Origin of the sequence: Pseudomonas sp. B21-053 (assembly GCF_026016365.1) — a bacterium.
In the GTDB taxonomy this organism is placed as follows: Bacteria; Pseudomonadota; Gammaproteobacteria; order Pseudomonadales; family Pseudomonadaceae; genus Aquipseudomonas; species Aquipseudomonas nunensis.
Genome location: NZ_CP087205.1, coordinates 260,676 through 283,092 on the forward strand (window position 1 = coordinate 260,676; position 22,417 = coordinate 283,092).

General features: G+C 59.5%; 17 protein-coding genes. 4 read left to right on the forward strand and 13 right to left on the reverse strand.

Annotation, left to right across the window (positions count from 1 at the left end; genetic code table 11):
- Window positions 1-112: 112 nt before the first annotated feature.
- On the reverse strand, window positions 113-1,273 hold the full coding sequence (locus LOY68_RS01140) for an AAA family ATPase (RefSeq protein WP_265042455.1): 1,161 nt from the start codon (window positions 1,271-1,273) through the stop codon (window positions 113-115).
- A gap of 247 nt (window positions 1,274-1,520) precedes the next feature.
- Between LOY68_RS01140 and LOY68_RS01145 the strand changes: the two genes are divergently transcribed.
- Genes LOY68_RS01145 through LOY68_RS01155 form a run of 3 tightly spaced genes read left to right on the forward strand, consistent with a single transcriptional unit; the run spans window position 1,521 to window position 6,738 of the window.
- Window positions 1,521-2,624 (forward strand): efflux RND transporter periplasmic adaptor subunit, encoded by a 1,104-nt coding sequence (locus tag LOY68_RS01145; RefSeq protein ID WP_163907706.1) that lies wholly within the window; start codon window positions 1,521-1,523, stop codon window positions 2,622-2,624.
- Window positions 2,621-3,688: an efflux RND transporter periplasmic adaptor subunit gene (locus LOY68_RS01150; protein WP_265042456.1), complete on the forward strand. Its 1,068-nt coding sequence runs from the start codon at window positions 2,621-2,623 to the stop codon at window positions 3,686-3,688. Before LOY68_RS01145 ends, LOY68_RS01150 begins: the two co-directional genes overlap by 4 nt.
- Entirely contained in the window at window positions 3,685-6,738 is a 3,054-nt protein-coding gene (locus tag LOY68_RS01155; protein ID WP_265042457.1) for an efflux RND transporter permease subunit, read from the forward strand. Before LOY68_RS01150 ends, LOY68_RS01155 begins: the two co-directional genes overlap by 4 nt.
- 182 nt (window positions 6,739-6,920) lie before the next feature.
- On the opposite strand, the gene LOY68_RS01160 is transcribed toward LOY68_RS01155, so the two are convergent.
- Window positions 6,921-7,550, reverse strand: a complete 630-nt coding sequence (locus LOY68_RS01160) for a class I SAM-dependent methyltransferase (protein WP_265042458.1) — start codon at window positions 7,548-7,550, stop codon at window positions 6,921-6,923.
- Between the two features lie 199 nt (window positions 7,551-7,749).
- Between LOY68_RS01160 and LOY68_RS01165 the strand changes: the two genes are divergently transcribed.
- On the forward strand, window positions 7,750-10,521 hold the full coding sequence (locus LOY68_RS01165; RefSeq protein WP_265042459.1) for an RHS repeat domain-containing protein: 2,772 nt from the start codon (window positions 7,750-7,752) through the stop codon (window positions 10,519-10,521).
- A 147-nt stretch (window positions 10,522-10,668) separates the two neighbouring features.
- On the opposite strand, the gene LOY68_RS01170 is transcribed toward LOY68_RS01165, so the two are convergent.
- The 11 genes from LOY68_RS01170 to LOY68_RS01220 form a co-directional block, all read right to left on the reverse strand.
- A complete protein-coding gene (locus tag LOY68_RS01170; RefSeq protein WP_265042460.1) occupies window positions 10,669-11,313 on the reverse strand; it encodes a methionine ABC transporter permease in 645 nt (214 codons plus the stop codon).
- The gene (locus LOY68_RS01175; RefSeq protein WP_265042461.1) at window positions 11,303-12,424 is read right to left on the reverse strand and encodes a methionine ABC transporter ATP-binding protein; all 1,122 of its coding nucleotides are present in this window, start codon (window positions 12,422-12,424) and stop codon (window positions 11,303-11,305) included. Before LOY68_RS01175 ends, LOY68_RS01170 begins: the two co-directional genes overlap by 11 nt.
- Window positions 12,425-12,426: 2 nt before the next feature.
- Entirely contained in the window at window positions 12,427-13,236 is an 810-nt protein-coding gene (locus LOY68_RS01180) for a MetQ/NlpA family ABC transporter substrate-binding protein (RefSeq protein ID WP_265042462.1), read from the reverse strand.
- 144 nt (window positions 13,237-13,380) lie between these two features.
- Window positions 13,381-14,739, reverse strand: coding sequence for an LLM class flavin-dependent oxidoreductase (locus tag LOY68_RS01185; protein ID WP_265042463.1), 1,359 nt, complete (start codon window positions 14,737-14,739; stop codon window positions 13,381-13,383).
- The gene (locus LOY68_RS01190; RefSeq protein WP_265042464.1) at window positions 14,739-15,932 is read right to left on the reverse strand and encodes an SfnB family sulfur acquisition oxidoreductase; all 1,194 of its coding nucleotides are present in this window, start codon (window positions 15,930-15,932) and stop codon (window positions 14,739-14,741) included. The genes LOY68_RS01185 and LOY68_RS01190 overlap by 1 nt, the downstream gene beginning before the upstream one ends.
- A 20-nt stretch (window positions 15,933-15,952) precedes the next feature.
- Window positions 15,953-17,194 carry an SfnB family sulfur acquisition oxidoreductase gene (locus LOY68_RS01195; protein WP_265042465.1) on the reverse strand — a complete coding sequence of 414 codons (1,242 nt, stop codon included), beginning with the start codon at window positions 17,192-17,194 and terminating at the stop codon, window positions 15,953-15,955.
- 417 nt (window positions 17,195-17,611) lie between these two features.
- Window positions 17,612-18,376, reverse strand: coding sequence for a hypothetical protein (locus LOY68_RS01200; protein WP_265042466.1), 765 nt, complete (start codon window positions 18,374-18,376; stop codon window positions 17,612-17,614).
- Between the two features lie 503 nt (window positions 18,377-18,879).
- A complete protein-coding gene (tcyN, locus tag LOY68_RS01205) occupies window positions 18,880-19,635 on the reverse strand; it encodes an L-cystine ABC transporter ATP-binding protein TcyN (protein WP_054047829.1) in 756 nt (251 codons plus the stop codon).
- Window positions 19,636-19,639: 4 nt separating this feature from the next.
- Window positions 19,640-20,305: a cystine ABC transporter permease gene (gene tcyL, locus LOY68_RS01210; RefSeq protein WP_054047827.1), complete on the reverse strand. Its 666-nt coding sequence runs from the start codon at window positions 20,303-20,305 to the stop codon at window positions 19,640-19,642.
- Window positions 20,305-21,105: a cystine ABC transporter substrate-binding protein gene (gene tcyJ, locus LOY68_RS01215; protein WP_054616549.1), complete on the reverse strand. Its 801-nt coding sequence runs from the start codon at window positions 21,103-21,105 to the stop codon at window positions 20,305-20,307. Before tcyJ ends, tcyL begins: the two co-directional genes overlap by 1 nt.
- 298 nt (window positions 21,106-21,403) lie before the next feature.
- On the reverse strand, window positions 21,404-22,396 hold the full coding sequence (locus tag LOY68_RS01220; RefSeq protein ID WP_265042467.1) for a D-cysteine desulfhydrase: 993 nt from the start codon (window positions 22,394-22,396) through the stop codon (window positions 21,404-21,406).
- Window positions 22,397-22,417: the final 21 nt, after the last annotated feature.

Here is a 22,417-nt window from a genome sequence, read left to right on the forward strand (position 1 = left end):
TTTCGATTGCCTTCGCGAGCAAGCCCGCTCCCACATTAGACCGCATCCTCTTGGACAACTCGGTCATCTGTGGGAGCGGGCTTGCTCGCGAAAGCGGTCTAACAGGCGCCGCTCAATCCGGCCAATGCCACGCCGGTTCATCCAGCATCCGCTGCCCGACGATCCCGGTCTGGCCCAGGGTCTTCTCCAGCACAATGCAATTGCACTCCGGGTCTTCCTGCAACGCCGAGATCAACCGCCGGGCATGGGACACCACCCACACCTGACACTGCCCGGACACCCGGATAATCAACCGCGCCAACGCCGGCAACAGGTCTGGGTGCAGGCTGGTTTCCGGCTCGTTCAGCACCATCAGCGACGGTGGTCGCGGCGTCAGCAGTGCGGCGACAAGCAGCAGATAACGCAACGTACCGTCCGACAACTCCGCCGCCGACAACGGCCGCAGCAATCCTTCCTGATAAAACTCGATGGCAAACCGTCCGCCCTGCAACGGCGCGATGTTCAAGCGTGCGCCGGGAAACGCATCGCTGATCGCGGCCTGCAACGCCTCCGGATCGCCGATTTCACGAATCGTCTGCAACGCCGCCGCCAGATCACGGCCGTCGTGGTGCAACACCGGCGTGCGCGTGCCCAGTTGCGGCTGACGCACCGGGGCGTCGGCGTCGCTGCGAAAGTGATCGTAGAAACGCCAACGGCGGATGAATTCACGCAAATGCATGACTTCCGGCGAGGTGCGCAAACTGCCGACCTGATCGAACAGGCTGTCGAAATTCGGCGTGTGCTGGGCCAACACGTCCCAGTTGCGCCCTTCACGGGCGCGGATCATCGGGCCTTCGCGGTCCACCAGCAGGCTGGCCGGACGGTAGAGCGGCCCGGCCCAGATGCATTCCTTCTTGATTTCCGGGTCGAGGGCAAAGTAGGACTGTGTCGGCGCAGGCAACCCTAGGGCAATCGAATAGCTGAAGTCTTCCCCGGCAAATCCCAGGCGCAGGCGTTTGACCCCGTGGCGCACGCTGGACTCGATCGGCACTTCACCGTTGCGCATGCGCCGAGTGATGTTTTCCGGCCCGGCCCAGAACGTCGAATCCAGCCCACCCTCACGCGCAAGCGCATTGACCACGCCACCCTGGGCGGTTTCCGCCAACAGGCGCAAGGCGCGATAGAGGTTGGACTTGCCGCTGCCGTTGGGGCCGGTGATCAGGTTTAGCCGGCCCAGCGGGATCACCAATTTGTTGATCGAGCGGTAATTGGCCACCGCGAGGGTTTTGAGCATGTAAGACTTCTCTGCGGTCCAGAATCGGCATCAGGATAACCGCGTTGACGAAATTACGTTGTAGGAGCTGCCGAAGGCTGCGATCTTTTGATCTTCTGGCAATTTATCCACCGTCAAAGTCAAAAGATCGCAGCCTTCGGCAGCTCCTACAGGGGAAATCCCCATTCCTGCGGGCGAAGGTGGAACCCTGTTCTAAGCTCACAGTCGTATCGTCACTTGCACGTTCGTACAACGAAAAGGAGTCTGCATGGCGGGTACCGGATTGAAAATTGTGGTGGGGCTGGGCGTGTTCGCGCTGCTGACCGCTTGCGGCGATAAGAAACCGGTCGAAAAAGACCTGCCGCGAGTCTTCGTGCAAGCGGTCAAACCCGCGGATTACGCCGCTTCGGTGACCCTCACCGGCGATGTCCAGGCACGGGTGCAGACCGAGTTGTCGTTCCGCGTCGGCGGCAAGATCATCCAGCGCATGGTCGATGTCGGTGACCGGGTGTCCGCCAAACAGGTGCTCGCCAAGCTCGATCCGAAGGATTTGCAGACCAACGTCGATTCGGCCCAGGCCCAGGTCGTCGCCGAACAGGCGCGGGTCAAACAGACCGCCGCCGCGTTCGTGCGCCAGCAAAAACTCCTGCCCAAGGGCTACACCAGCCAAAGCGAATACGATGCGGCCCAGGCTGCGTTGCGCAGCAGCCAAAGCGCCCTGACCGCCGCCCAGGCGCAACTGGCCAATGCCCGCGAACAACTGAGCTACACCTCGTTGATCTCCGAAGCCCCCGGCGTGATTACCGCGCGCCAGGCCGAAGTCGGCCAGGTGGTGCAAGCCACGGTGCCGATTTTCAGCCTGGCCCGGGACGGTGAGCGCGACGCCGTGTTCAACGTCTACGAATCGCTGCTGGCTGAGCCGCCTTCGGACAAATCGTTGGTGGTCAGCCTGCTCGACAACCCCGCGATCAAAACCACCGGCACTGTCCGGGAAATCACCCCGGCGGTGTCCGCGCAGACCGGCACCGTGCAAGTCAAAGTCACCCTGCATGGCCTTCCCGAGGGCATGCAACTCGGCTCGGTGGTCAGCGCCACAGCGAAGACGCCGGGCAAATCCGCGGTGGAATTGCCTTGGTCGGCCCTGACCAAAAACCTCAGCGACCCGGCCGTGTGGCTGGTGGACGCCGACGGCAAGGCGCAATTGCACACCGTCACTGTCGGCCGTTACCTGACCGGCAAAGTCATCATCAGCGGCGGCCTCGACGGTGGCGAAAAAGTCATCATCGCCGGCGGCCAGTTACTGCACCCGGGAATGAAAGTGGAAATCGCCGAAAATACCTACAAGGATTTGGCACCGGGAGCTGACCAATGAAGCGCCTGATGCTGTTGACCGCCGGTCTGCTGCTGGTCGCCTGCTCAAAAGAAGAACCGCCGCCGGAGCCGGTGCGCCCGGTGCTGTCGATCGAGGTCAAATCCCTGAATCAGGAAGACCTCGGGCGCTTCGCCGGCAGCATTCAGGCGCGCTACGAAAGCAATATCGGCTTCCGTGTGCCGGGCCGTATCGCCAGCCGTAATGTCGATGTTGGCGCCGAAGTCGAGAAGGGCGCGTTGCTCGCGACCCTCGACCCCACCGATCAGCAGAATCAGTTGCGTTCGGCCGAGGGCGATCTGGCGCGCATCCAGGCGCAATACATCAACGCTCAGGCTAACGCCCGTCGGCAGCAAGCCTTGTTTGATCGTGGCGTCGGCGCCCAGGCGCAACTGGACATCGCGCAGACCGATTTGAAAACCACCCAAGCGTCCCTTGATCAAGCCAAGGCTGCGGTCGATCAGTCCAAGGACCAACTCAACTACGTGCAGTTGCGCACCGATCACAAAGCCATCGTCACCGCGTGGAACGCCGAGGCCGGGCAAGTCGTTACCGCCGGCCAGCAAGTGGTGACCCTGGCGCAACCGGACATCAAGGAAGCGGTGATCGACCTGCCGGACACCTTGGTCGATCAACTGCCGGCGGACGTGGTGTTCCAGGTCGCCTCGCAACTGGACCCGAGCATCACCAGCACCGCGATCATCCGTGAAATCGAACCTCAGGCCCAAAGCGCAACCCGTACCCGTCGCGCCCGCCTGACCCTGACCGACACACCGCCCGGCTTTCGCCTCGGCACGGCAATCAGCGTGACCCTCAGTTCGGCGATCAAACCCCGTCTGGAACTGCCGGTCAGCGCCCTGCAAGAAGTCGATGGCAAAACCCGTATCTGGGTCATCGACCCGCAGAACCAGACCGTTTCCCCACGGGACGTCAACCTGATCAGCCGAACCGATGCAACGGTGGTGCTGGCCGACGGCGTGAAGTCCGGTGAGCGCGTGGTCAGCGCCGGTGTGAACAGCCTGAAACCCGGGCAAAAAGTCAAAATCGACGAGGAAAGCCCGCGATGAAAGGGAGTTTCAACTTATCCGAATGGGCCCTCAAACATCAGTCGTTCGTCTGGTATTTGATGTTCGTCGCGCTGCTGATGGGCGTGTTCTCGTACATGAACCTGGGCCGCGAGGAAGACCCCTCGTTCACCATCAAGACCATGGTGATCCAGACCCGCTGGCCGGGTGCGACCCAGGAAGAAACCCTCAAGCAGGTCACGGACCGCATCGAGAAAAAACTCGAAGAACTCGACTCCCTCGATTACGTGAAAAGCTACACCCGGCCCGGCGAATCGACGGTGTTCGTCTACCTGCGCGACACCACCAGTGCCAAGGACATCCCGGAAATCTGGTACCAGGTGCGCAAGAAGATCAACGATATTCGCGGCGACTTCCCCCAAGGCCTGCAAGGGCCAGGGTTTAACGACGAATTCGGTGATGTGTTCGGTTCGGTGTATGCCTTCACCGCTGACGGCTTGTCGATGCGCCAGTTGCGCGATTACGTGGAGCAGGTGCGCGCCGCAATTCGTGACGTACCGGGGCTGGGCAAGGTCGAGATGGTCGGCGAGCAGGACGAAGTCCTCTATCTGAACTTCTCCACACGCAAACTCGCCGCGCTGGGCATCGATCAGCGTCAGGTGGTGCAAAGCCTGCAATCGCAGAACGCCGTGACCCCGGCGGGTGTGATCGAGGCCGGGCCGGAGCGGATTTCCGTGCGCACTTCCGGGCAGTTCGCGTCCGAGAAAGACCTGGCCAACGTCAACCTGCGGCTCAACGATCGCTTCTATCGCTTGGCCGATATCGCTGAAATCAGCCGTGGTTACGTCGACCCGGCCACCCCGGAATTCCGCTTCAACGGTCATTCGGCCATCGGCCTCGCGATTGCGATGAAGAAGGGTGGCAACATCCAGGAATTCGGCAAGGCCCTGCACCAGCGCATGACCGACCTGACCGCCGACCTGCCGGTGGGCGTCGGCGTGCACAACGTCTCCGACCAGGCCGATGTGGTGGAAAAAGCCGTCGGCGGCTTCACCAGTGCGCTGTTCGAAGCGGTGGTGATCGTGCTGATCGTCAGCTTCATCAGCCTCGGCGTGCGCGCCGGGCTGGTGGTGGCGTGCTCGATTCCGCTGGTGCTGGCGATGGTCTTTGTGTTCATGGAATACAGCGGCATCACCATGCAGCGGATTTCCCTCGGTGCGCTGATCATCGCCCTCGGCCTGTTGGTGGACGATGCGATGATCACCGTCGAGATGATGGTCACGCGCCTGGAAATGGGCGAAACCAAGGAGCAGGCGGCGACGTTCGCCTACACCTCGACCGCGTTTCCGATGCTCACGGGTACGCTGGTGACGGTGGCCGGGTTTGTGCCGATTGGCTTGAACGCCAGCTCCGCCGGTGAGTACACCTTCACGCTGTTTGCGGTGATCGCGGTGGCGATGCTGGTGTCGTGGGTGGTCGCGGTGCTGTTCGCCCCGGTGATCGCCGTGCACATCCTCAGCACCAACGTGAAACCGCATTCCGCCGAGCCGGGTCGCATCGGTCGCGCATTCAATGGCGGGATGTTATGGGCCATGCGCAATCGCTGGTGGGCGATCGGCATCACCATCGCGCTGTTCGTGGCGTCGGTGTTTTCCATGCAGTTCGTGCAGAACCAGTTCTTCCCGTCCTCGGACCGCCCGGAGATCCTCGTCGACCTCAACCTGCCGCAAAACGCCTCGATCGATGAAACCCGCAAAGCCGTGGACAAGCTCGAAGCGACGTTCAAGGATGACCCGGACATCGTGCGCTGGAGCACTTACATCGGCGAGGGCGCGATCCGTTTCTACCTGCCTCTCGACCAGCAATTGCAGAACCCGTACTACGCGCAATTGGTGATCGTCAGCAAAGGCCTGGAATCGCGCGCCGCGCTCAGCCAGCGCTTGAGCGAGCGCCTGCGCAAGGATTTTGTCGGCATCGGCAGCTACGTCCAGGCCCTGGAAATGGGTCCGCCAGTGGGGCGGCCGATCCAGTACCGGGTCAGCGGCAAGGACATCGATCAAGTGCGCAAACACGCGATCGAATTGGCCACTGAACTGGATAAAAACTCGCACATCGGCGAAATCATTTACGACTGGAACGAGCCGGGCAAAGTCCTGCGCATCGACATCGCCCAGGACAAGGCGCGGCAACTCGGGTTGTCCTCGGAAGACGTGGCCAACCTGATGAACAGCATCGTGGTCGGTTCGCCGATCACTCAGGTGGACGATGATATTTACCTGATCAACGTCGTCGGTCGCGCCGAGGATGCTGAGCGTGGCACGCCGGAAACCTTGCAGAACCTGCAAATCGTCACGCCGAGCGGCACCTCGATTCCGTTGCTGGCCTTCGCCACGGTGCGTTATGAGCTTGAGCAACCGCTGGTGTGGCGCCGCGACCGCAAACCCACCATCACCATCAAGGCCGCAGTGCGCGACGAGATTCAGCCGACCGACCTGGTGAAACAGCTGCAACCGACCATCGATAAATTCGCTAGCGGTTTGCCGGTGGGTTACAAGGTCGCGACTGGCGGCACCGTCGAGGAAAGCGGCAAGGCCCAAGGGCCGATTGCCAAGGTTGTGCCGCTGATGCTGTTCTTGATGGCGACGTTCCTGATGATTCAGCTGCACAGCGTGCAAAAGCTGTTTCTGGTAGCCAGCGTCGCGCCGCTCGGCTTGATCGGCGTGGTGCTGGCGCTGATCCCGACCGGCACGCCCATGGGCTTCGTGGCGATCCTCGGGATCCTGGCGCTGATCGGCATCATCATCCGCAACTCGGTGATTCTGGTGACGCAGATCGATGCGCTGGAGAAGGAAGGCCTGGCACCGTGGGATGCGGTGGCGCAAGCGACGGAACATCGTCGCCGGCCGATCCTGCTGACGGCGGCGGCCGCGAGTCTGGGGATGATCCCGATTGCGAGGGAAGTGTTCTGGGGGCCGATGGCCTACGCGATGATTGGCGGGATTATCATCGCGACGCTGCTGACGCTGCTGTTTTTGCCGGCGCTCTACGTCGCCTGGTACAAAATCCGCGAGCCGAAGAAAGAAGCGCAGTAAGGCGAGCGCTTCGCGCTCTATTCGCGAGCAGGCTCGCTCCCACAGGCGGTTTAACATTCAACATCTCTGTTGTCTGACACACCGCCTTCGCGAGCAAGCCCGCTCCCACAGTTGACCGAGTTGTCCAGACGGACGCGACCCCTGTAGGAGCTGCCGAAGGCTGCGATCTTTTGGTCTTCGCGCTAGTCGACGCGACGCCAAACACTCGCCAACCAAGGCTGCTGATCCCGCGGCAACCCCGCCGGCCGGTAGTAATGCTCCAACTCGACAAAACCGGCTTCGGTCAGCAACGCCTGCCACGCCTGCAAATCGTGATAAGCCCCATACCGCGGCCCGTTCCAGCCTTCCTGATTTTCCCCACGTGGATTTGAACTGAACAACACGCCGCCCGGTTTCAACGCCCCGCGCAATTCCGTCAACACCCGAGGTAATTCCTGGCGCGGGATATGAAACAGCACCGCATTGGCGAAAATCCCGTCGAAGCGCTCCGCCGGTAGATCGAGTTTCAGAAAATCCTGCTGCCAAACCTCGCAGCCGCTGTCCTCCCGGGCCATCTGCGCAAACCTCTCTGAGCCATCAAGCCCAACGGCGATGTGGCCCATGCGCGTAAACGTCTGCAAATCCCGCCCCGGCCCGCAGCCGAAGTCGAGAATGCTGAACGGCGCTTCACCCTGGATGTGCCGCAGCAACGCATCTATGTTCTGGCTGACATCGTGATCACGCGTGCCTTCACGAAAACCTTCGGCCACCGAGTTGTAATGGCCCAGGGTGGTGGCGGTGATCTGCTGGAGGTCGTCGGGGGTTTGTTTCATGGTCGGCTGCGCAGGCAATGGGGATTTGCCGAATATACGCCATCAACCTTGGGGCTGCTGCGCAGCCACGTACCTCTGTAGGCGCGAGGCTTGCCCGTGAAGGCGATATCAAGGACATCCACCTGTTACTTCTTACAGTATCGGTCCGGCCAAAAAGGGCTCAATCTTTCCTCGACCAGAACGAAGGACTGCCAATGCCATGACCGTACGCCATGACGCCGCCACGCCGACCTTGTCGGTCACGGATCCACGTGCGTTAGTGATCCGCAACGTGGGCTATTGCCGCCATCCCGACAAGCCTGCCATCGAGGCGCGCATCACCCGGCAGACTTTTGATGCAACAGGGCGGGTGGTTGAGTCATGGGACCCGCGATTGTGGGACGCAGCATCGAAGCCAAACCTGGCCACGCTCTATAGTTTGAGCGGTCAGGCTTTGCTGACGGACAGTGTGGATGCGGGATGGCAATTGAGCCTGTTGGATCAAGCGGGTTCGTTGCGTTCGTATTGGGACGGTCGGGGCAACCAGCGGCAAAGCGACTATGACGATCAGCAGCGTCTGGTGGCGGTCACGGAGCAGGCTTTTGGCGAGTCACCCGATGTCGTTGAACGTTGCCTGTACGCCGACGCCAATGACGCCTTCGCGCAGCACAACCAATGCGGCCAACTGATCCGTCATGACGATCCTGGCGGTCATCAACTGTTCAGCGACTATGGTCTTGCGGGCGCTCTGCTGGTTGAGTCCCGACGCTTCCTTACCGAGCTCGAAAGGCCCGACTGGCCGCTCGACCTCAATGCCCGAAACGAATATCTGGAGGAACAATCGTTCGTTACGAACCACCGCTTCAACCCAACGGGCGAACTCCGGCGCCAGACGGATGCCATGGGCAATGTCAGAGCCTTCCATCACGACGTGGCCGGTAAACCCTGTGAAACTTGGCTTCTTCAGTCAGGCACAGGCAAAAAACTGCAATGTCTGATCAGTGACATCCGTTACAACGCTTACGATCAGATCGAAAGCGAAACCGCCGGTAACGGGGTGATTACCCTCGCGGAGTACGGTGCCGACGACGCTCGGTTGCTGAGGCTGGTGGCCGGCGTCCCCAATCAAAGACCCTTGCAGGATCTGAATTACGTCTACGACCCGGTGGGTAATATCGTCGAGTTGGAAGACAAATCCCAAGCCGCCATTCATTTCAACAGTCAACGCATAGAACCGATCAACTGTTATCGCTACGACAGCCTGTATCAACTGGTCGAAGCCAAAGGTTGGGAAGTTGCCACGCCGAGCCACGGTCCAGCGTTGCCGGGGTTTTTGCACTTACCGCTGGACCCCAATCAACGCCGCAACTACACCCAGACATTTGATTACGACCCGGCGGGCAATCTGACCACCCGCCACCACAGCGGTGCGCCGGGGTTTTCGATGTTTACGTCAATCCACAGCAACCGAAGCCTGGCCCAGCGGGAGGACGGCTCTTTGCCGGGAAAATCCCATATCTCACTGGGATTCGACGCAGCTGGCAATCAGTTGGAATTGCAACGCGGGCAAGCAATGACGTGGGACATTCGTAATCAGCTGGGCCGGGTGACCTTGGTCAAGCGTGAGAGCGCGCCTGACGACTACCAATGTTACGTCTACGACCGACCTGGCCATCGTTTGCAAAAAGTGTCTTTTATTCAAACCAGTGGGCAAACGCTTTGCACTGAAGTCCGCTACCTGCCAGGCCTGGAAATCCATCGTGCCTGCGACGGCGACGAGCGCCATGTAATCAGCGTTGACGCCGGGCGTGATGCTGTCCGAGCACTGCATTGGCCACATGACACCAGGAGCGATCATCTGCGTTACAGCCTAAGTGATCACTTGGGCTCATGCGCGCTGGAACTGGATGATGAAGCTGGCGTGTTAACCCGTGAACACTATTACCCGTTCGGTGGCACGGCATGCTGGGCGGGTAAAGGTGCATTGGTGGCGAAGTACAAAACAATTCGCTACTCGGGGAAAGAGCGGGATGCGACGGGGCTTTATTACTATGGGTATCGCTATTACGCACCTTGGCTGCAACGGTGGCTAAATACCGATCCAGCGAAATCTGCTGATGGTTTAAATTATTTTTTGTTTGTTAAAAATGACCCAATTTCCCATAGAGATCCTGTTGGTTTGATGAGGCGGGGTGATGCCGCTTTCAACATGCGAAAAGCGGAGGATGCTAGTAGTGATGCAGACAGAGCAAGCACGTCATTGAGGGCATTGAGTGCGTTAACGACTTCCCGACGTGAAGTTCATTCGGCGGAGAAATTCAAAGCGCTCGTCAATGTTGTGATTGCTCGAAATAAAGAGTTGAAAGCGTTGGGTGAGTTTGTGTTTAGTGCCAACGTTGAAACACCAGTCGACAGATCATATTTTTGGAGTGGTGACACCATTGATTCCACGGGGAAAGTTGTTTACAGCGCAATGATGACAGCGCAGTTCCTTGCTCGTAAGACGAGGGGCATGACAGTAGAAATGACACCGGGAGGAGAAAAACTGAACGTTTACAAAAATCTTAATTATGTTGGTTCGAATAGTACCAAGATTGGATTTATGTATTTGAAGGAGCGGTTTAAGTATATGGACTCACCAACGGCAAGAGGGGATTTGCTAGCCGGCAGTGCACTTCGTGCGGGGGTCGGGGTAAAGGCTGTTCTGGGAGATAAGTTTTTTGATTCTGATGAAAACCCATTAAATGACTCGGAGCGCGGGGTTGCGGGGACTTTGTGGGATGTACTGTCTATTCGGTATGCCCGTGGGGCAAAAGGAACTGTAAATGTGATTCATGCCGCCTCAGTAAATGATGCGTATTTTTACGGTGATATATATTCGAAAAGCACGTGGCTGACGCGTGAGAAAGTAGCTCTTGAAGCGGAAAATAAAACAAAAATATTTGAGCGTTTTCATGAGGATTTAACGGCGCTGCAATTAAAAGGCTACTGATGTTAGTGGTGCGACGGGGACACAGAGCTAATCTTTGCTGAGAGAGGATAAGTTAAGATTTTCGTGAAAAATATATAATAAGAGTAAAGGAAGTTCCTCGCCTGCTGAGAACGGTGGGTCCTTCCTTTTCTGTGCTTATATCAAAGATCAGCGTTTGTTCAACCCCTGAGCCAACCGATCTCCGCCGAGTTGAATAATCGCCACCAACACCACCAGCAACACAATCACCGTCAACATGATCTGGCTGTCAAAGCGCTGATACCCGTACCGATACGCGATGTCCCCGAGCCCACCGGCACCAATCGCCCCGGCCATGGCCGAGGAGTTGATCATCGTCACCAGCGTAATGGTGAAACCGCCGACAATCCCCGGCAGCGCCTCAGGCAACAGCACATGCCAGACGATATGCCAGCGCCGGCAGCCCATCGCCTGCGCCGCTTCGATCAAGCCGTGATCGACTTCGCGCAAGCTCACTTCAGCAATCCGCGCAAAGAACGGCGTAGCCGCAATGGTCAGCGGAACAACCGCAGCCCACACGCCGTAAGTGGTGCCGACGATCAACCGCGTAAACGGAATCAGCGCCACCATCAGAATCAAAAACGGAATCGAGCGAAACAGGTTTACGAACGCGCCCAACACGCGGTTCAACGCGGGTGTCTGGTAGATGCCACCCTTGTCGCTGGTGACCAAGATCACCGCCATCGGAATCCCCGCCAGCAGCGCGATCAGCGACGACACGCCGACCATCAGGAAGGTGTCGATAAAGCCCTGAAGCAAGCGATCAAACCACATAACCCAGCACCTCCACCTGTTGCGCCCAGTTGCCGGCGCGCTGCCGCAATTCCTCGGCGCCCAGGGACGAACCTGCCACCGCCAACAGCAATTGCCCCAGCGCATGCCCCTGAATCCGCTCCACGCCGCCCTGCAGCAGGCGCACGCGGCCACCGAGGGCGGCGAATAGCGCCGCCAGATCCGGTTCATCCGTGGCGCTGCCGGTGAATTGCAAACGCAGCACAACCGCCGCGTCGGAAGATTGTGGTTGCGAACGCAAACGGCTTTGCAGTTCCTCCGGCAGAGCGTGTTGCAGCGGCGCGAGCAAGGTCTTGCTGACCTCATGCTGCGGGTTGCCAAACACCTCCCACACCGGCCCTTGCTCGACGACACGTCCGTGCTCAAGCACCACGACGCGGTCGCAGATGTCGCGAATCACTGCCATCTCGTGAGTGATCAGCACGATGGTCAAACCCAGGCGCTGATTGATCTCGCGCAGCAGGCCGAGAATCGATTGGGTCGTCTCAGGATCCAGCGCCGAAGTCGCTTCGTCGCACAGCAGAATTTGCGGGTCGTGCACCAATGCGCGGGCGATGCCGACGCGTTGTTTCTGGCCACCGGAAAGCTGCGCCGGGTAGGCTTTGTGCTTCTCTTGCAGGCCCACCAGTTCCAGCAATTCGCGGACTTTCTGCTCGCGTTTTTCCTTGGGCACACCGGCGACTTTCAGCGGCAACTCAACGTTCTGCCACACGGTCTTGGCCGACATCAGATTGAAGTGCTGGAAGATCATGCCGATCCGCCGGCGCAGCGCGACCAAACGGTCTTCATCGAACTCGCCGATGTCGACCTGATCGATCAGCACGCGCCCGGTGCTCGGTTGCTCCAGGCGATTGATGGTGCGGATCAACGATGACTTGCCGGCGCCGCTACGGCCGATGATGCCGAACACTTCACCGCGCTGGATCGCCAGGTCGATGCCGTGCAACGCCGCCACCGGACCTTGCTGACCGTTGTAGGTTTTGCCCAGGCCGATGAAGCGCACGTGAGCGCGATTCAGGTCCGGGTGCAGTTCGGCTTGTGCGGCTTTATGGGGCTCTGGAATATCCAGTCGCCGTTGGATCGCGGCCGTCATTTTCAGCTTTCCCAACCGGCTTGATACAGCTTGCCATGGGCCTTATCCAACGCAGTACGCACGGCTGGCGAGTGCTGGTAGATATCGACGAATTTGATCAGGCGCGGGTCGGTTTTGCTTTTTGGCTGGATCACAAACTGGATCACGTATTCCTTGTGATCGAGGCCGTCGAACAGCAGCGCAGAACCGGCATCGAAGGTCTTCGCCAGGCGAATGTACGCCGGGTAGCCCTGGACCAGATCGGCGTCGTCATAGGCGCGCACCAGTTGCACGGCTTCGACCTGCAGGATCTTGATCTTCTTCGGGTTGGCGATGATGTCTTCTTCGGTGGCCTTGTAGCCAACACCCGGCTTGAGGGTGATCAGCCCGGCCTTGGCCAGCAGTTGCAGACCGCGACCGCTGTTGATCGGGTCGTTGGCGATGGCCACGCTGGCGCCTTCTGGGAGCTCGTCGAAGCTTTTGTATTTTTTCGAGTAGAGGCCGACGTTGTTGATGATCCCCGGCGCGAACGGCACCAGGTCAAAACCGGCGGCAGCCTTGGCGTTTTCCAGGAACGGCACGTGCTGGAAGTAATTCACGTCGATGTCGCCGGCGGCGAGGCTGACGTTCGGGGCGATCCAGTCGGTGAACTCCACGAGTTCGACTTTCAGGCCTTGCTTGGAGGCTCCTTCGACGGCGGCTTCCAGCGGGATGGCGAACGCGGCGGTGGTGCCGACTTTCAGTGGCGCGTCGGCGGCGAAGGTGACGGAGCTGAAGAGGCCGAGGGCCAGGGCCAGTGCTTTGACTGGGTGGGAGAGGAGCTTCTTGGTCATGATGGTTATTCCAGTCAGGGCATTGAATTTTTGGTGTTTGGTAGGGCCTCTTCGCGGGCAAGCCTCGCTCCTACAGGGTGTTGTCGTGCCGATCATTTGTGTACGACTCGATACCTGTAGGAGCGAGGCTTGCCCGCGAAGCTTTTAGCGGCGAAACGCCGAGCCCGTGTGTCGCTCAGGCAAATGCGCCTCGCCGTGAAACAGCTTCTCCCGCAGGCTGCCGCTGTCATAAGCCGTTTTGTACGACCCGCGACGCTGCAACTCCGGAATCACCAGATCGATGAAATCCACATAGCTTTCCGGCGTGACGATCCGCGTCAGGTTGAAGCCGTCGAGGCCGGTTTCGGCGATCCACGATTCCAGCTCATCGGCCACTTGTTCCGGCGAGCCGACCACGGTGATGTAGCGGCCACCGAGGGCGTGTTGCTCGAGTAATTTGCGCCGGGTCCAGTCGTTGTTTTGCAGGTTCTTGGTCGCCGACTGGATCGCGTTGCTCTTCACGTACTGGATCGGTTCGTCGATCTCGTACTGGGAAAAATCAATCGCGGTGGACGCCGAGAAATGCGCCACGCCGGCCTCGGCACTGGCGTAGCTCAGGTACTCGGCGTGCTTGGCCCAGGCCAGTTCTTCGGTGGCGCCGACGATCACGTTCAGCCCCATGAACACCTTGATGTCCTCGGGATTACGTCCGGCCTCGACCGCGCTGGCGCGGACCTTGTCCACTTGCACCTTGGTCGACGGTTTGTTCTGGCCGCTGATAAACACGCACTCGGCATGCCGCCCGGCGAACAGCAAACCGCGATCCGAACTGCCGGCCTGGAACAGCACCGGCGTGCGCTGCGGTGAAGGTTCGCAGAGGTGATAACCCTCGACCTGATAGAACTCGCCCTTGTGCTCGACCTTGTGCACTTTTTCCGGCTGCGCATAGATCCGCTGCTTGGGATCGTTGAGCACCGCGCCGTTTTCCCAGCTACCTTCCCAGAGTTTGTAGAGCACTTGCAGGTACTCGTCGGCCTGGTCGTAGCGACGGTCATGCTCGACCTGTTCGCTGAGGCCCATGGCCTTGGCGGCGCTGTCGAGGTAGCCGGTGACGATGTTCCAGCCCACGCGACCGCGACTCAAATGGTCGAGGGTCGACATGCGGCGGGCGAACAGATACGGGGGCTCGTAGGTCAGGTTGGCGGTCAGGCCAAAACCCAGGTTTTTGGTGACGGCGGCCATGGCCGAAACCAGCAGCAGCGGGTCGTTGACCGGCAGCTGGATCGACTCTTTCAGCGGCACGTCCACCGAGTTCTGGTAGACGTCGTACACGCCGACGATGTCCGCGATAAACAAACCGTCGAACAGTCCGCGTTCCAGCAGTTGCGCCAGTTCGGTCCAGTATTCGATGGTTTTGTATTGGGTCGAAGTGTCCCGTGGATGCGTCCACAGGCCATGGTTGATGTGCCCGATGCAGTTCATGTTGAACGCGTTGAGCAGGATTTTCTTTTTGGCGTCGGCCATCAGATGGTCCCCCGCAGTGGCGGGTTTTCATCGTTGAGGTAGTAATTGCCGACCGCGTGATACTTCCAGCGCACCGGATCGTGCAACGTGTGCACGCGAGCGTTGCGCCAGTGGCGATCCAGGCCATGTTCGATCAGGGTTGCCTGGCTGCCGGCGAGTTCGAACAGCGTGGTGCCGGCGGCGAGGGAGATTTCGGTGCTGATGGCCCGGGCTTCGGCGACGGCAATCGAGGCGGCGGCCACGGTTTCGGCGTTCATCTCGGCCTGGGCCTTGTCGAGGAATTCGCCGGAGCGTTCCAGCAGCGCTTCGGTGGCGTGCAAACGGATCGCCAGATGGCCGAAGCTCTTGATGGTCAGCGGGTCATCGATGGCTTTTTCATGGGTCGCATCAATCCACGGCCGGGTCTTGGTGCGCACGAAATGCAGGGCATCTTCGTAGGCTGCACGAGCGATGCCGGTGTCGATGGCGGCGTGAAGAATCTGCGCCAGCGGACCAACCGTAGTCGGACGCTCGAAAGCGCTTTGAAACGGGATCACATCTTCGGCGGCAACGTAGACGTCTTCGAACACCACCGAACCGCTGCCGGTGGTGCGCTGGCCGAAACCGCTCCAGTCGTCGATGACGGTCAGGCCTTGGCTGTCGCGAGGCACGAAGGCCAGTTGCTGCACGCCGTTTTCATCCACGACTGACGTCGGAATGCGCTGGGCGTAGATCGCGCCCGTGGCGTAGAACTTGCGACCGTTGATGCGATAGCCGTCTCCGTCGCGCTTGAGGCTGGTGACGCGGTCATGGGCAGTCTTGGTGCCGAGTTCGGCGAGGGCATTGCCGAAGCGCTGACCGGCCAATACTTCGGCGTACAGGCGTTTCTTCTGTGCGTCGCTGCCATTCACGCGCAGCACTTCGAGGGCGTAGAAATGGTTCTGCGGGATTTGCCCGAGGGAACCGTCAGCCTGGGCGATCAGGGCAATGACTTTGGCCAGGGTGACGTTGGACACGCCAGCGCCGCCGTATTCTTTTGGCACGCTGATGCCCCAGAGGCCCGAACGGGAAAACACTTCCAGTTCCGGGTGCGGCAAACGGCGCTCGCGGTCGCGCAGGGCGCTGTCGCGTTTGAAATCTTCGGCCAGGTCACTGGCGACGATCAGGGCTTGCTCATCGCTGGTTATGACCGCGACGTGGTGAGAAAGAGTCATGTGTTTCTCCAGAGGTCTGGTCAAATCCAGGAGTGGCGAGCGGGCAACGTACCGTTCAAGTGATAGGTGCCGACGGCGTGATATTTCCAGCGCACAGGGTCGTGCAGGGTGTGCACGCGAGCGTTGCGCCAGTGGCGGTCAAGGTTGAATTCGGCGAGGGTGGCGCGGCTGCCGGCCAGTTCGAAGAGTTTTTCGCTGGCGAGCAATGCGATCTCGGTGGTCAGCACTTTGGCTTCGGCCACCGCAATCGAGGCACGGGCAGCGGACTCGGCGGTGAGCGGCGCGGCGTTGACCTGATCGAGCACTTTCCCGGCCTTGCGCAGCAGCGCTTCGGCGGCGTGCAGTTCGATTTTCAGTTTGCCGATGTCGGCGATCACGTACAGGTCATCGCTGGCACGTTCGACCTTGGCGTCGATCCATGGCCGGGCGCGGGTTTTGACGAATTCGATAGCGTCATCGATGGCACCGCGCGCGATGCCGGCGTCGATGGCTGCTTGAATCAATTGCGACACAGCGCCCTGGATGTTCGGGCTGTCGTTGATCTTCCAGTTATCCACCACCAGCTCGGCGTCGACCCGCACGTTGTTGAGCAAAATGGTGCCGCTGGCGGTGGTGCGCTGGCCGAAACCGGACCAGTCATCCACGATGCGCAAACCCGGCGTGCCACGGCGGACGAAGGCCAGCACTTGCTTGCCGTCATCGTTCAACGCCTTGACCGCCACCCAGTGCGCGAACAGTGCGCCGGTGGAGTAAAACTTCTGGCCGCTGATGACAAAACCGTCACCGTCAGCGGTGATCCGTGCCTTGAGTTCGAGGGTGTTCTTGGTGCCGCGTTCTGGCCCGGCATTGCCGATGCGCCAGCCTTCGAGCACGCTTTTGAACAGCTGTTTTTTCTGCGATTCCGTGGCGCTGCCCAGCACCAGATTCAGGATGCCGAACTGGTTCTGCGGGATCTGCCCGAGCGCCGGATCCGCTGCGGAAATGATCGCGAAGACATCAGCGATGGTCACAAAGGAAACCTGCGGGCCACCGTACTCGCGCGGGATGGCAATGCTGCCCAGGCCGCTGCGGGTGAACTGTTCGATTTCCGACCACGGCAGCTTGCGCTGCTGGTCACGTTTGGCCGCTTGCAGGCGGGCGGTTTGCGCCAGCTCATGGGCAGCCTTGATGGCTTGTGCGTCGTTGCGCAAAACCTGCGCGGGCAACAACAGGGGGGCGATATCCAGGTCACTCTGGATGGTGGCTTCTGCCAGACTGGACATCAGTGCCGCTCCTTGGCTGCACGCAATGCCCTGGCGATCTGCACTGGGGTGATTGTGTTGTGGACCATACCTACCTCACATCTCATGGAAACGCCGCGATGGTGGCGGCGAACGAATATCAAGAATGTCCGGTGGTCCGGTGCATATACCCTAAGCGTGTATAAATAATTAATAAACTAACTTTTGGGAATATGTATAGAAGGGCGTCTGTCCGTAGCGCAACAGTTGTTTGTGGGGCAACAGTCGGCGTTTGGGTTGGGCTGTGTAGCAGCTGTCGAGCAACGCGAGGCAGCGTTCGGCGGCGAAGCCGTCGTCAACCCTAAGCACGCGGTCTATCTGAAACACCGCGTTAGCTGATTTTGCGACGGCTGCGCCGCCGAACGCTGCCTCGCGGTGCTCGTCAGCTGCTACGGGATTTCAGGGTTTGCGGGGTTCTGCCGCCTTGAGTTCTTCTTTGAGCGGCACTTTCAGGTAGGGATTGGCACAGCCGATCTTCAACATCCGTGGCGGTGCCCAGCGGGAGTTATTGCCCACCCGGTCGAGGATGCAGTAGGTCACTTCCAGACGCAGGTCTTCGCCTGCTTCGAGAATGATCGCCGGCGGCACCCAGACCTGGATCGGCTGGCCAATATCCCCGGCCGTCAGTTTCGGCAGGTCCATGCGCACATCGCCCCATTGCAGGGTGATTTCGTCGTCGATGGCCATGTTCAGGTAGGGCTCGATAGTCAGCGGTACGCCGCGTTTGAGCTGGTTCGGGTTGACCCCTTGGCGGCGGATGGTTTCGGGGAGGCTCACTGGGGCCAGGCTCTGGTTTTCGTCACCGGACAGGGCCGGTGCCTGGCCGCCCGGGCAATCGAGCTTGATCTGCACCCGTGTGGTCGGCGACAGCGCCGGGTCCTGCCCAACCTGCATGACGCGGTAGTGGACGTGTGAGGTGCCATTGATGACAAAGCTCTCGGGTACTCGCAGTTGCACGGGTCGTTTGACGTCGTCGACGATCAGGGCCTTTGACGCCACATAGCAGTCGTCCCAGTAGAGTTCGATCAGATCGCCTTCGTCCATGCCGGGATAGGGCGCTACCGCGATCAGCAAATGGGCGGCCGAGGTGATGTTGATGCCGCTCCTGTGGGATTGCGCCAGGGTCGGTGCCGCAAGTTCGGTTTTGTTCGAGATGCTTGTCATGGGTTTTCTCCTTGAAGCCTTGCAGCGAAGTCCGTTTCTGGAAGATCAAAAGGCGTGAATCACCGAGCAACAAAACAGCGAGTTATGGATGATTGTTGATAACGATTGAGTTGAGTAATTGGCGCCTGCTGGGGACTAGATAAGAGTGCGCCGGAATAGGTGTCAATAGAGTTTGTTAGTTGGGAGTTGGATTCAGTGTGATTCAGAAATTTCCCACAACGATGGGTTAATTAGCGGCATCGCCCCGTCGAACTTTTCCCTGTTTTTGTCCCGGTTTCATGCATTGCCTACGTTGAGCAGTGCAGCCGAAGCGAGTGGATTTTGGCTTGATTTTAGGCGGCAGGATTCTGTTGCAGGACATATACATGTACCGCATGCTCAGAGAGCAAGTTATATATCTTCGGTGCGAGGGGGAAGAAAGGTTTGGCGATAATGATGATGTTTTTATCGGAGGGTAAGTGTCACTTCCTTCCGTGGAAGTTGACAAGTTTCAAGTCTGGGTTTTAGTGGTGTGCGTTATTCAGGAACTTGCTGAGGAACTGCTTCGTCCGTTCTTCTTTCGGGTTGGCAAACAACGCCTTGGACTCACCTTGCTCGACGATCACACCCTTGTCGAAAAACACCACGCGGTTCGCCACGTCCCGGGCAAAGCCCATTTCGTGGGTGACGATGACCATGGTGCGATTCTCTTCAGCCAGGCTGCGGATGGTCGCCAGCACTTCACCGACCAGTTCCGGGTCGAGTGCCGAGGTGGGTTCATCGAACAGAATCACTTCCGGTTCCATCGCCAGCGCCCGGGCAATCGCCACACGCTGTTGCTGACCACCGGACAGACGACGCGGATACGCGTCTTCCTTGCCTGCCAGACCAACTCTGGCCAACAGCTTCTTGCCCAGGGCAACGGCTTGGGCGTGGGGCATCTTCTTCACGATGATCGGGCCTTCGATGACGTTTTCCAACGCCGTACGATGCGGGAACAAGTTGAAGTTCTGGAACACGAAGCCCACGTGCTGGCGCAGACGTCGCACCAGGCCTTGCTGCTGATTCAGCGGGCGGCTGCCATCGATTTCGATGTCGCCGACCTTGATCCGGCCGCTGGTAGGTTCTTCGAGGAAATTCAGGCAACGCAGGAACGTGGTCTTGCCCGAGCCGCTTGGCCCGATAATCGCCACGACCTCGCCTTCCTTCACTTCCAGATCGATGCCGTTGAGCACCACTTGACCCTTGAACTGCTTTGTCAGTTTTTCCACGACAATCATTGGGTCAGGACTCCTGGTCGTGCCGATTGACCCGCTCTTCCAACTTGTTCTGCAGGTGCGAGAGCACCGTGGCCAGAATCCAGTAGATCAGGGCGGCGGCCAGATACATGGTGAAGATTTCGAAAGTACGGGCGGTGATCAATTGCGCCTGGCGGAACAGTTCCGGCACCTGGATGGTAGCGGCCAGCGCCGTGTCCTTGACCAGCGAGATAAAGCTGTTGCCCAGCGGCGGCAGGGCCGTGCGCATCGCTTGCGGCAGGATGGCCCGGCGCAGGGTCTGCGCGCGGGTCATGCCGATACTCGCGGCGGCTTCCCACTGGCCACGTTCGATGGAGCTGATCGCGGCACGCAGGATTTCACAGGCGTAGGCCGCCATGTTCAGCGAGAAGCCGATCAGGGCGGCTGGCAGTGGATCGAGTTCGATGCCCAATTGCGGCAAGCCGTAATAGATCACGAACAACTGCACCAGCAACGGCGTGCCGCGAAAGAACGACACGTAGATGCGGGCCAGCCAGCTGACCGATTTGAAACGCGACAGGCGCATCAACGCCAGGCCAAAGCCCATCACCAGGCCGAAGAACATTCCGCCCAGGCTCAGGATGACCGTGTAATACGCGCCCTTCAGCAGGAAGGGCGCGGAGTCCAGCGCAAGTTGGAAAGCTTCTTCCATTATTGAGTGACGTCAGCGCTGAAGTATTTTTCCGAAAGCTTTTTCAGCGTACCGTCGGCACGCAGCTTGTCGATGGCCTTGTTCACGGCAGCCAGCAGTTCAGGCTCGCCTTTGCGCAGGGCAACACCGGCTTCCTGGCGGGAGAAGGCTTCGCCGGCAGCGGAGGTGTCCTTGGCTTTCTTGGCGTATTCGAGAGCAGCGAGGCGGTCGATCAGAATGGCATCGGTGCGGCCGTTACGCAGGTCTGCGAACTTGCTCGGATCATCTTCATAGGTGCGCACGTCAGCGGTCGGCACGTTGGCTTTGACCCATTGCTCGTAGTTGGTGCCCAGGCCTACACCGACTTTCTTGCCACCCAGGTCGGCGGCGGTCTTGATGTTCAGCTCCGCAGCTTTCTTGGTCAGCACCAGCGCCTGAATCCCGGAAACGGTGTACGGCTCGGAGAAGTCATACTTCTTCTTGCGCTCGTCCGAGATGGTCACTTGGTTGATCACGGCGTCCAGACGCTTGGATTCCAGCGCCGCGAGGATGCCGTCCCATTTGGTCGGTTGCAGTTTGACCTTCACACCCAGCTCTTTGGCCAGGGCTTCGGAGAACTCGACTTCGAAGCCGGCCAGTTTGCCGTCGGCGTCGACGAAACTGAACGGTGGATAAGTGCCTTCCAGGCCGACGTTGATCACGCCTGCGTCCTTGATTTTTTGCAGCTGCTCACCGGCAACCGCTTGCCCCAACAGGCCGGCGCTCAGTGCCAGGCCCAGCGAACCAACCAGCAGGTTTCGACGTAGTGCGGAAAAATTCATGACAAGCCCCTGTGTTTTCTTATGGAAGACGCTATTAGGAATGTTGGCAAAATCGGGATTTGAACGATTGCGATATCCTGCCCTAAAGCAGCTTATGCGTCTCGCGCCAAATTCGCCTTCGGCGCGACTATATGATGGTGTGTATAGATAGGAAAATACTAAATATTCAGTTTGTTATTCTTTTTGGAGATATGTGGTGTCTGCTGAAAAGATCGCAGCCTTCGGCAGCTCCTACAGGGGAATCGGCGGACAACTGTAGAAGCTGCCGAAGGCTGCGATCTTTTGATCTTCGCTCTGCTTACAGAAAATCCTTATAGGCAAACAACGCCGGCGCCCCGCCGGTGTGCAGGAAGATGATCGGGCCGTCATCAAAACGCCCACGCCCGATGCCATCGAGCAACCCGGCCATGGCCTTGCCGGTGTACACCGGGTCCAGCAGCAAACCTTCCTGACTTGCCACCAATTTCACTGCCGACAACGTCCCGGCATTCGGCTCGCCATAACGCGGGCCGAAGTATTCGTCCCACAGTTCAACCTTGAAATGCTCCGGCAAACTCACACCCAGCAACTCAGCCGTGCGTTCGGCCAGGCCCTGCACTTTCGGCCGCTGATCTTCTTCGCTACGGGAAACCGTCACGCCAATCACTGGCAAATCCGGGAGTGCTTCGCTCAAGGCCAGGGCCAGACCGCTGTGGGTGCCGGCACTGCCCGATGCCAGGACCACAGCGGCGAATTGCAGGCCGGTGTCCTTGATCTGTTCAGCCAATTCGAGGCCCGCACGCACATAACCCAATGCGCCCAATGCATTCGAGCCACCAATCGGCACCACATACGGCGTTTTGCCGTTGTTGCGCAGGCGATCGGCCAAGGCTTGCAGTTGGTCGTCGGCGTTATCGAGGTTCTCCACCAGCTCGACCTTGGTGTCGAACAGGTCCAGCAGCAGCCGATTGCCGTTGCCGACATAGTTGGCGTCGTCGGTGCCCAGCGGGTTTTCCAGCAGCGCCACACAACCCAGGCCAAGCTTGGCAGCGATGGCGGCGGTCTGGCGCACGTGGTTGGATTGCAGCGCGCCGGCGGTGATCAACGTGTCAGCGCCCTGGGCCAGCGCATCGGCGGCCAGGTATTCGAGTTTGCGCAGCTTGTTGCCGCCCATGGCCAGCGGCGTCAGGTCATCGCGCTTGACGTACACATCGCGGCCCAACCAGGTCGACAGTCGTTCAAGTTTTTCCAGGGCGGTGGGATGGCCGAGCAAGTCGAGGCGGTTAAAGCGGGCAAGCGATTGTTTGATCATGGGTCCGTACTGGCGGGAAGA

What these genes read in the sequence shown, in the direction of transcription:
- tcyL (WP_054047827.1), bottom strand. Translation starts at nt 20,305, where the DNA reads ATGGAAGAAGCTTTCCAACTTGCGCTGGACTCCGCGCCCTTCCTGCTG.
- LOY68_RS01185 (WP_265042463.1), bottom strand. Translation starts at nt 14,739, where the DNA reads ATGGCCGACGCCAAAAAGAAAATCCTGCTCAACGCGTTCAACATGAAC.
- LOY68_RS01180 (WP_265042462.1), bottom strand. Translation starts at nt 13,236, where the DNA reads ATGACCAAGAAGCTCCTCTCCCACCCAGTCAAAGCACTGGCCCTGGCC.
- LOY68_RS01160 (WP_265042458.1), bottom strand. Translation starts at nt 7,550, where the DNA reads ATGAAACAAACCCCCGACGACCTCCAGCAGATCACCGCCACCACCCTG.
- LOY68_RS01155 (WP_265042457.1), top strand. Translation starts at nt 3,685, where the DNA reads ATGAAAGGGAGTTTCAACTTATCCGAATGGGCCCTCAAACATCAGTCG.
- LOY68_RS01175 (WP_265042461.1), bottom strand. Translation starts at nt 12,424, where the DNA reads ATGACGGCCGCGATCCAACGGCGACTGGATATTCCAGAGCCCCATAAA.
- LOY68_RS01220 (WP_265042467.1), bottom strand. Translation starts at nt 22,396, where the DNA reads ATGATCAAACAATCGCTTGCCCGCTTTAACCGCCTCGACTTGCTCGGC.
- LOY68_RS01140 (WP_265042455.1), bottom strand. Translation starts at nt 1,273, where the DNA reads ATGCTCAAAACCCTCGCGGTGGCCAATTACCGCTCGATCAACAAATTG.
- LOY68_RS01145 (WP_163907706.1), top strand. Translation starts at nt 1,521, where the DNA reads ATGGCGGGTACCGGATTGAAAATTGTGGTGGGGCTGGGCGTGTTCGCG.
- LOY68_RS01170 (WP_265042460.1), bottom strand. Translation starts at nt 11,313, where the DNA reads ATGTGGTTTGATCGCTTGCTTCAGGGCTTTATCGACACCTTCCTGATG.
- LOY68_RS01150 (WP_265042456.1), top strand. Translation starts at nt 2,621, where the DNA reads ATGAAGCGCCTGATGCTGTTGACCGCCGGTCTGCTGCTGGTCGCCTGC.
- LOY68_RS01190 (WP_265042464.1), bottom strand. Translation starts at nt 15,932, where the DNA reads ATGACTCTTTCTCACCACGTCGCGGTCATAACCAGCGATGAGCAAGCC.
- LOY68_RS01200 (WP_265042466.1), bottom strand. Translation starts at nt 18,376, where the DNA reads ATGACAAGCATCTCGAACAAAACCGAACTTGCGGCACCGACCCTGGCG.
- tcyJ (WP_054616549.1), bottom strand. Translation starts at nt 21,105, where the DNA reads ATGAATTTTTCCGCACTACGTCGAAACCTGCTGGTTGGTTCGCTGGGC.
- LOY68_RS01195 (WP_265042465.1), bottom strand. Translation starts at nt 17,194, where the DNA reads ATGTCCAGTCTGGCAGAAGCCACCATCCAGAGTGACCTGGATATCGCC.
- tcyN (WP_054047829.1), bottom strand. Translation starts at nt 19,635, where the DNA reads ATGATTGTCGTGGAAAAACTGACAAAGCAGTTCAAGGGTCAAGTGGTG.
- LOY68_RS01165 (WP_265042459.1), top strand. Translation starts at nt 7,750, where the DNA reads ATGACCGTACGCCATGACGCCGCCACGCCGACCTTGTCGGTCACGGAT.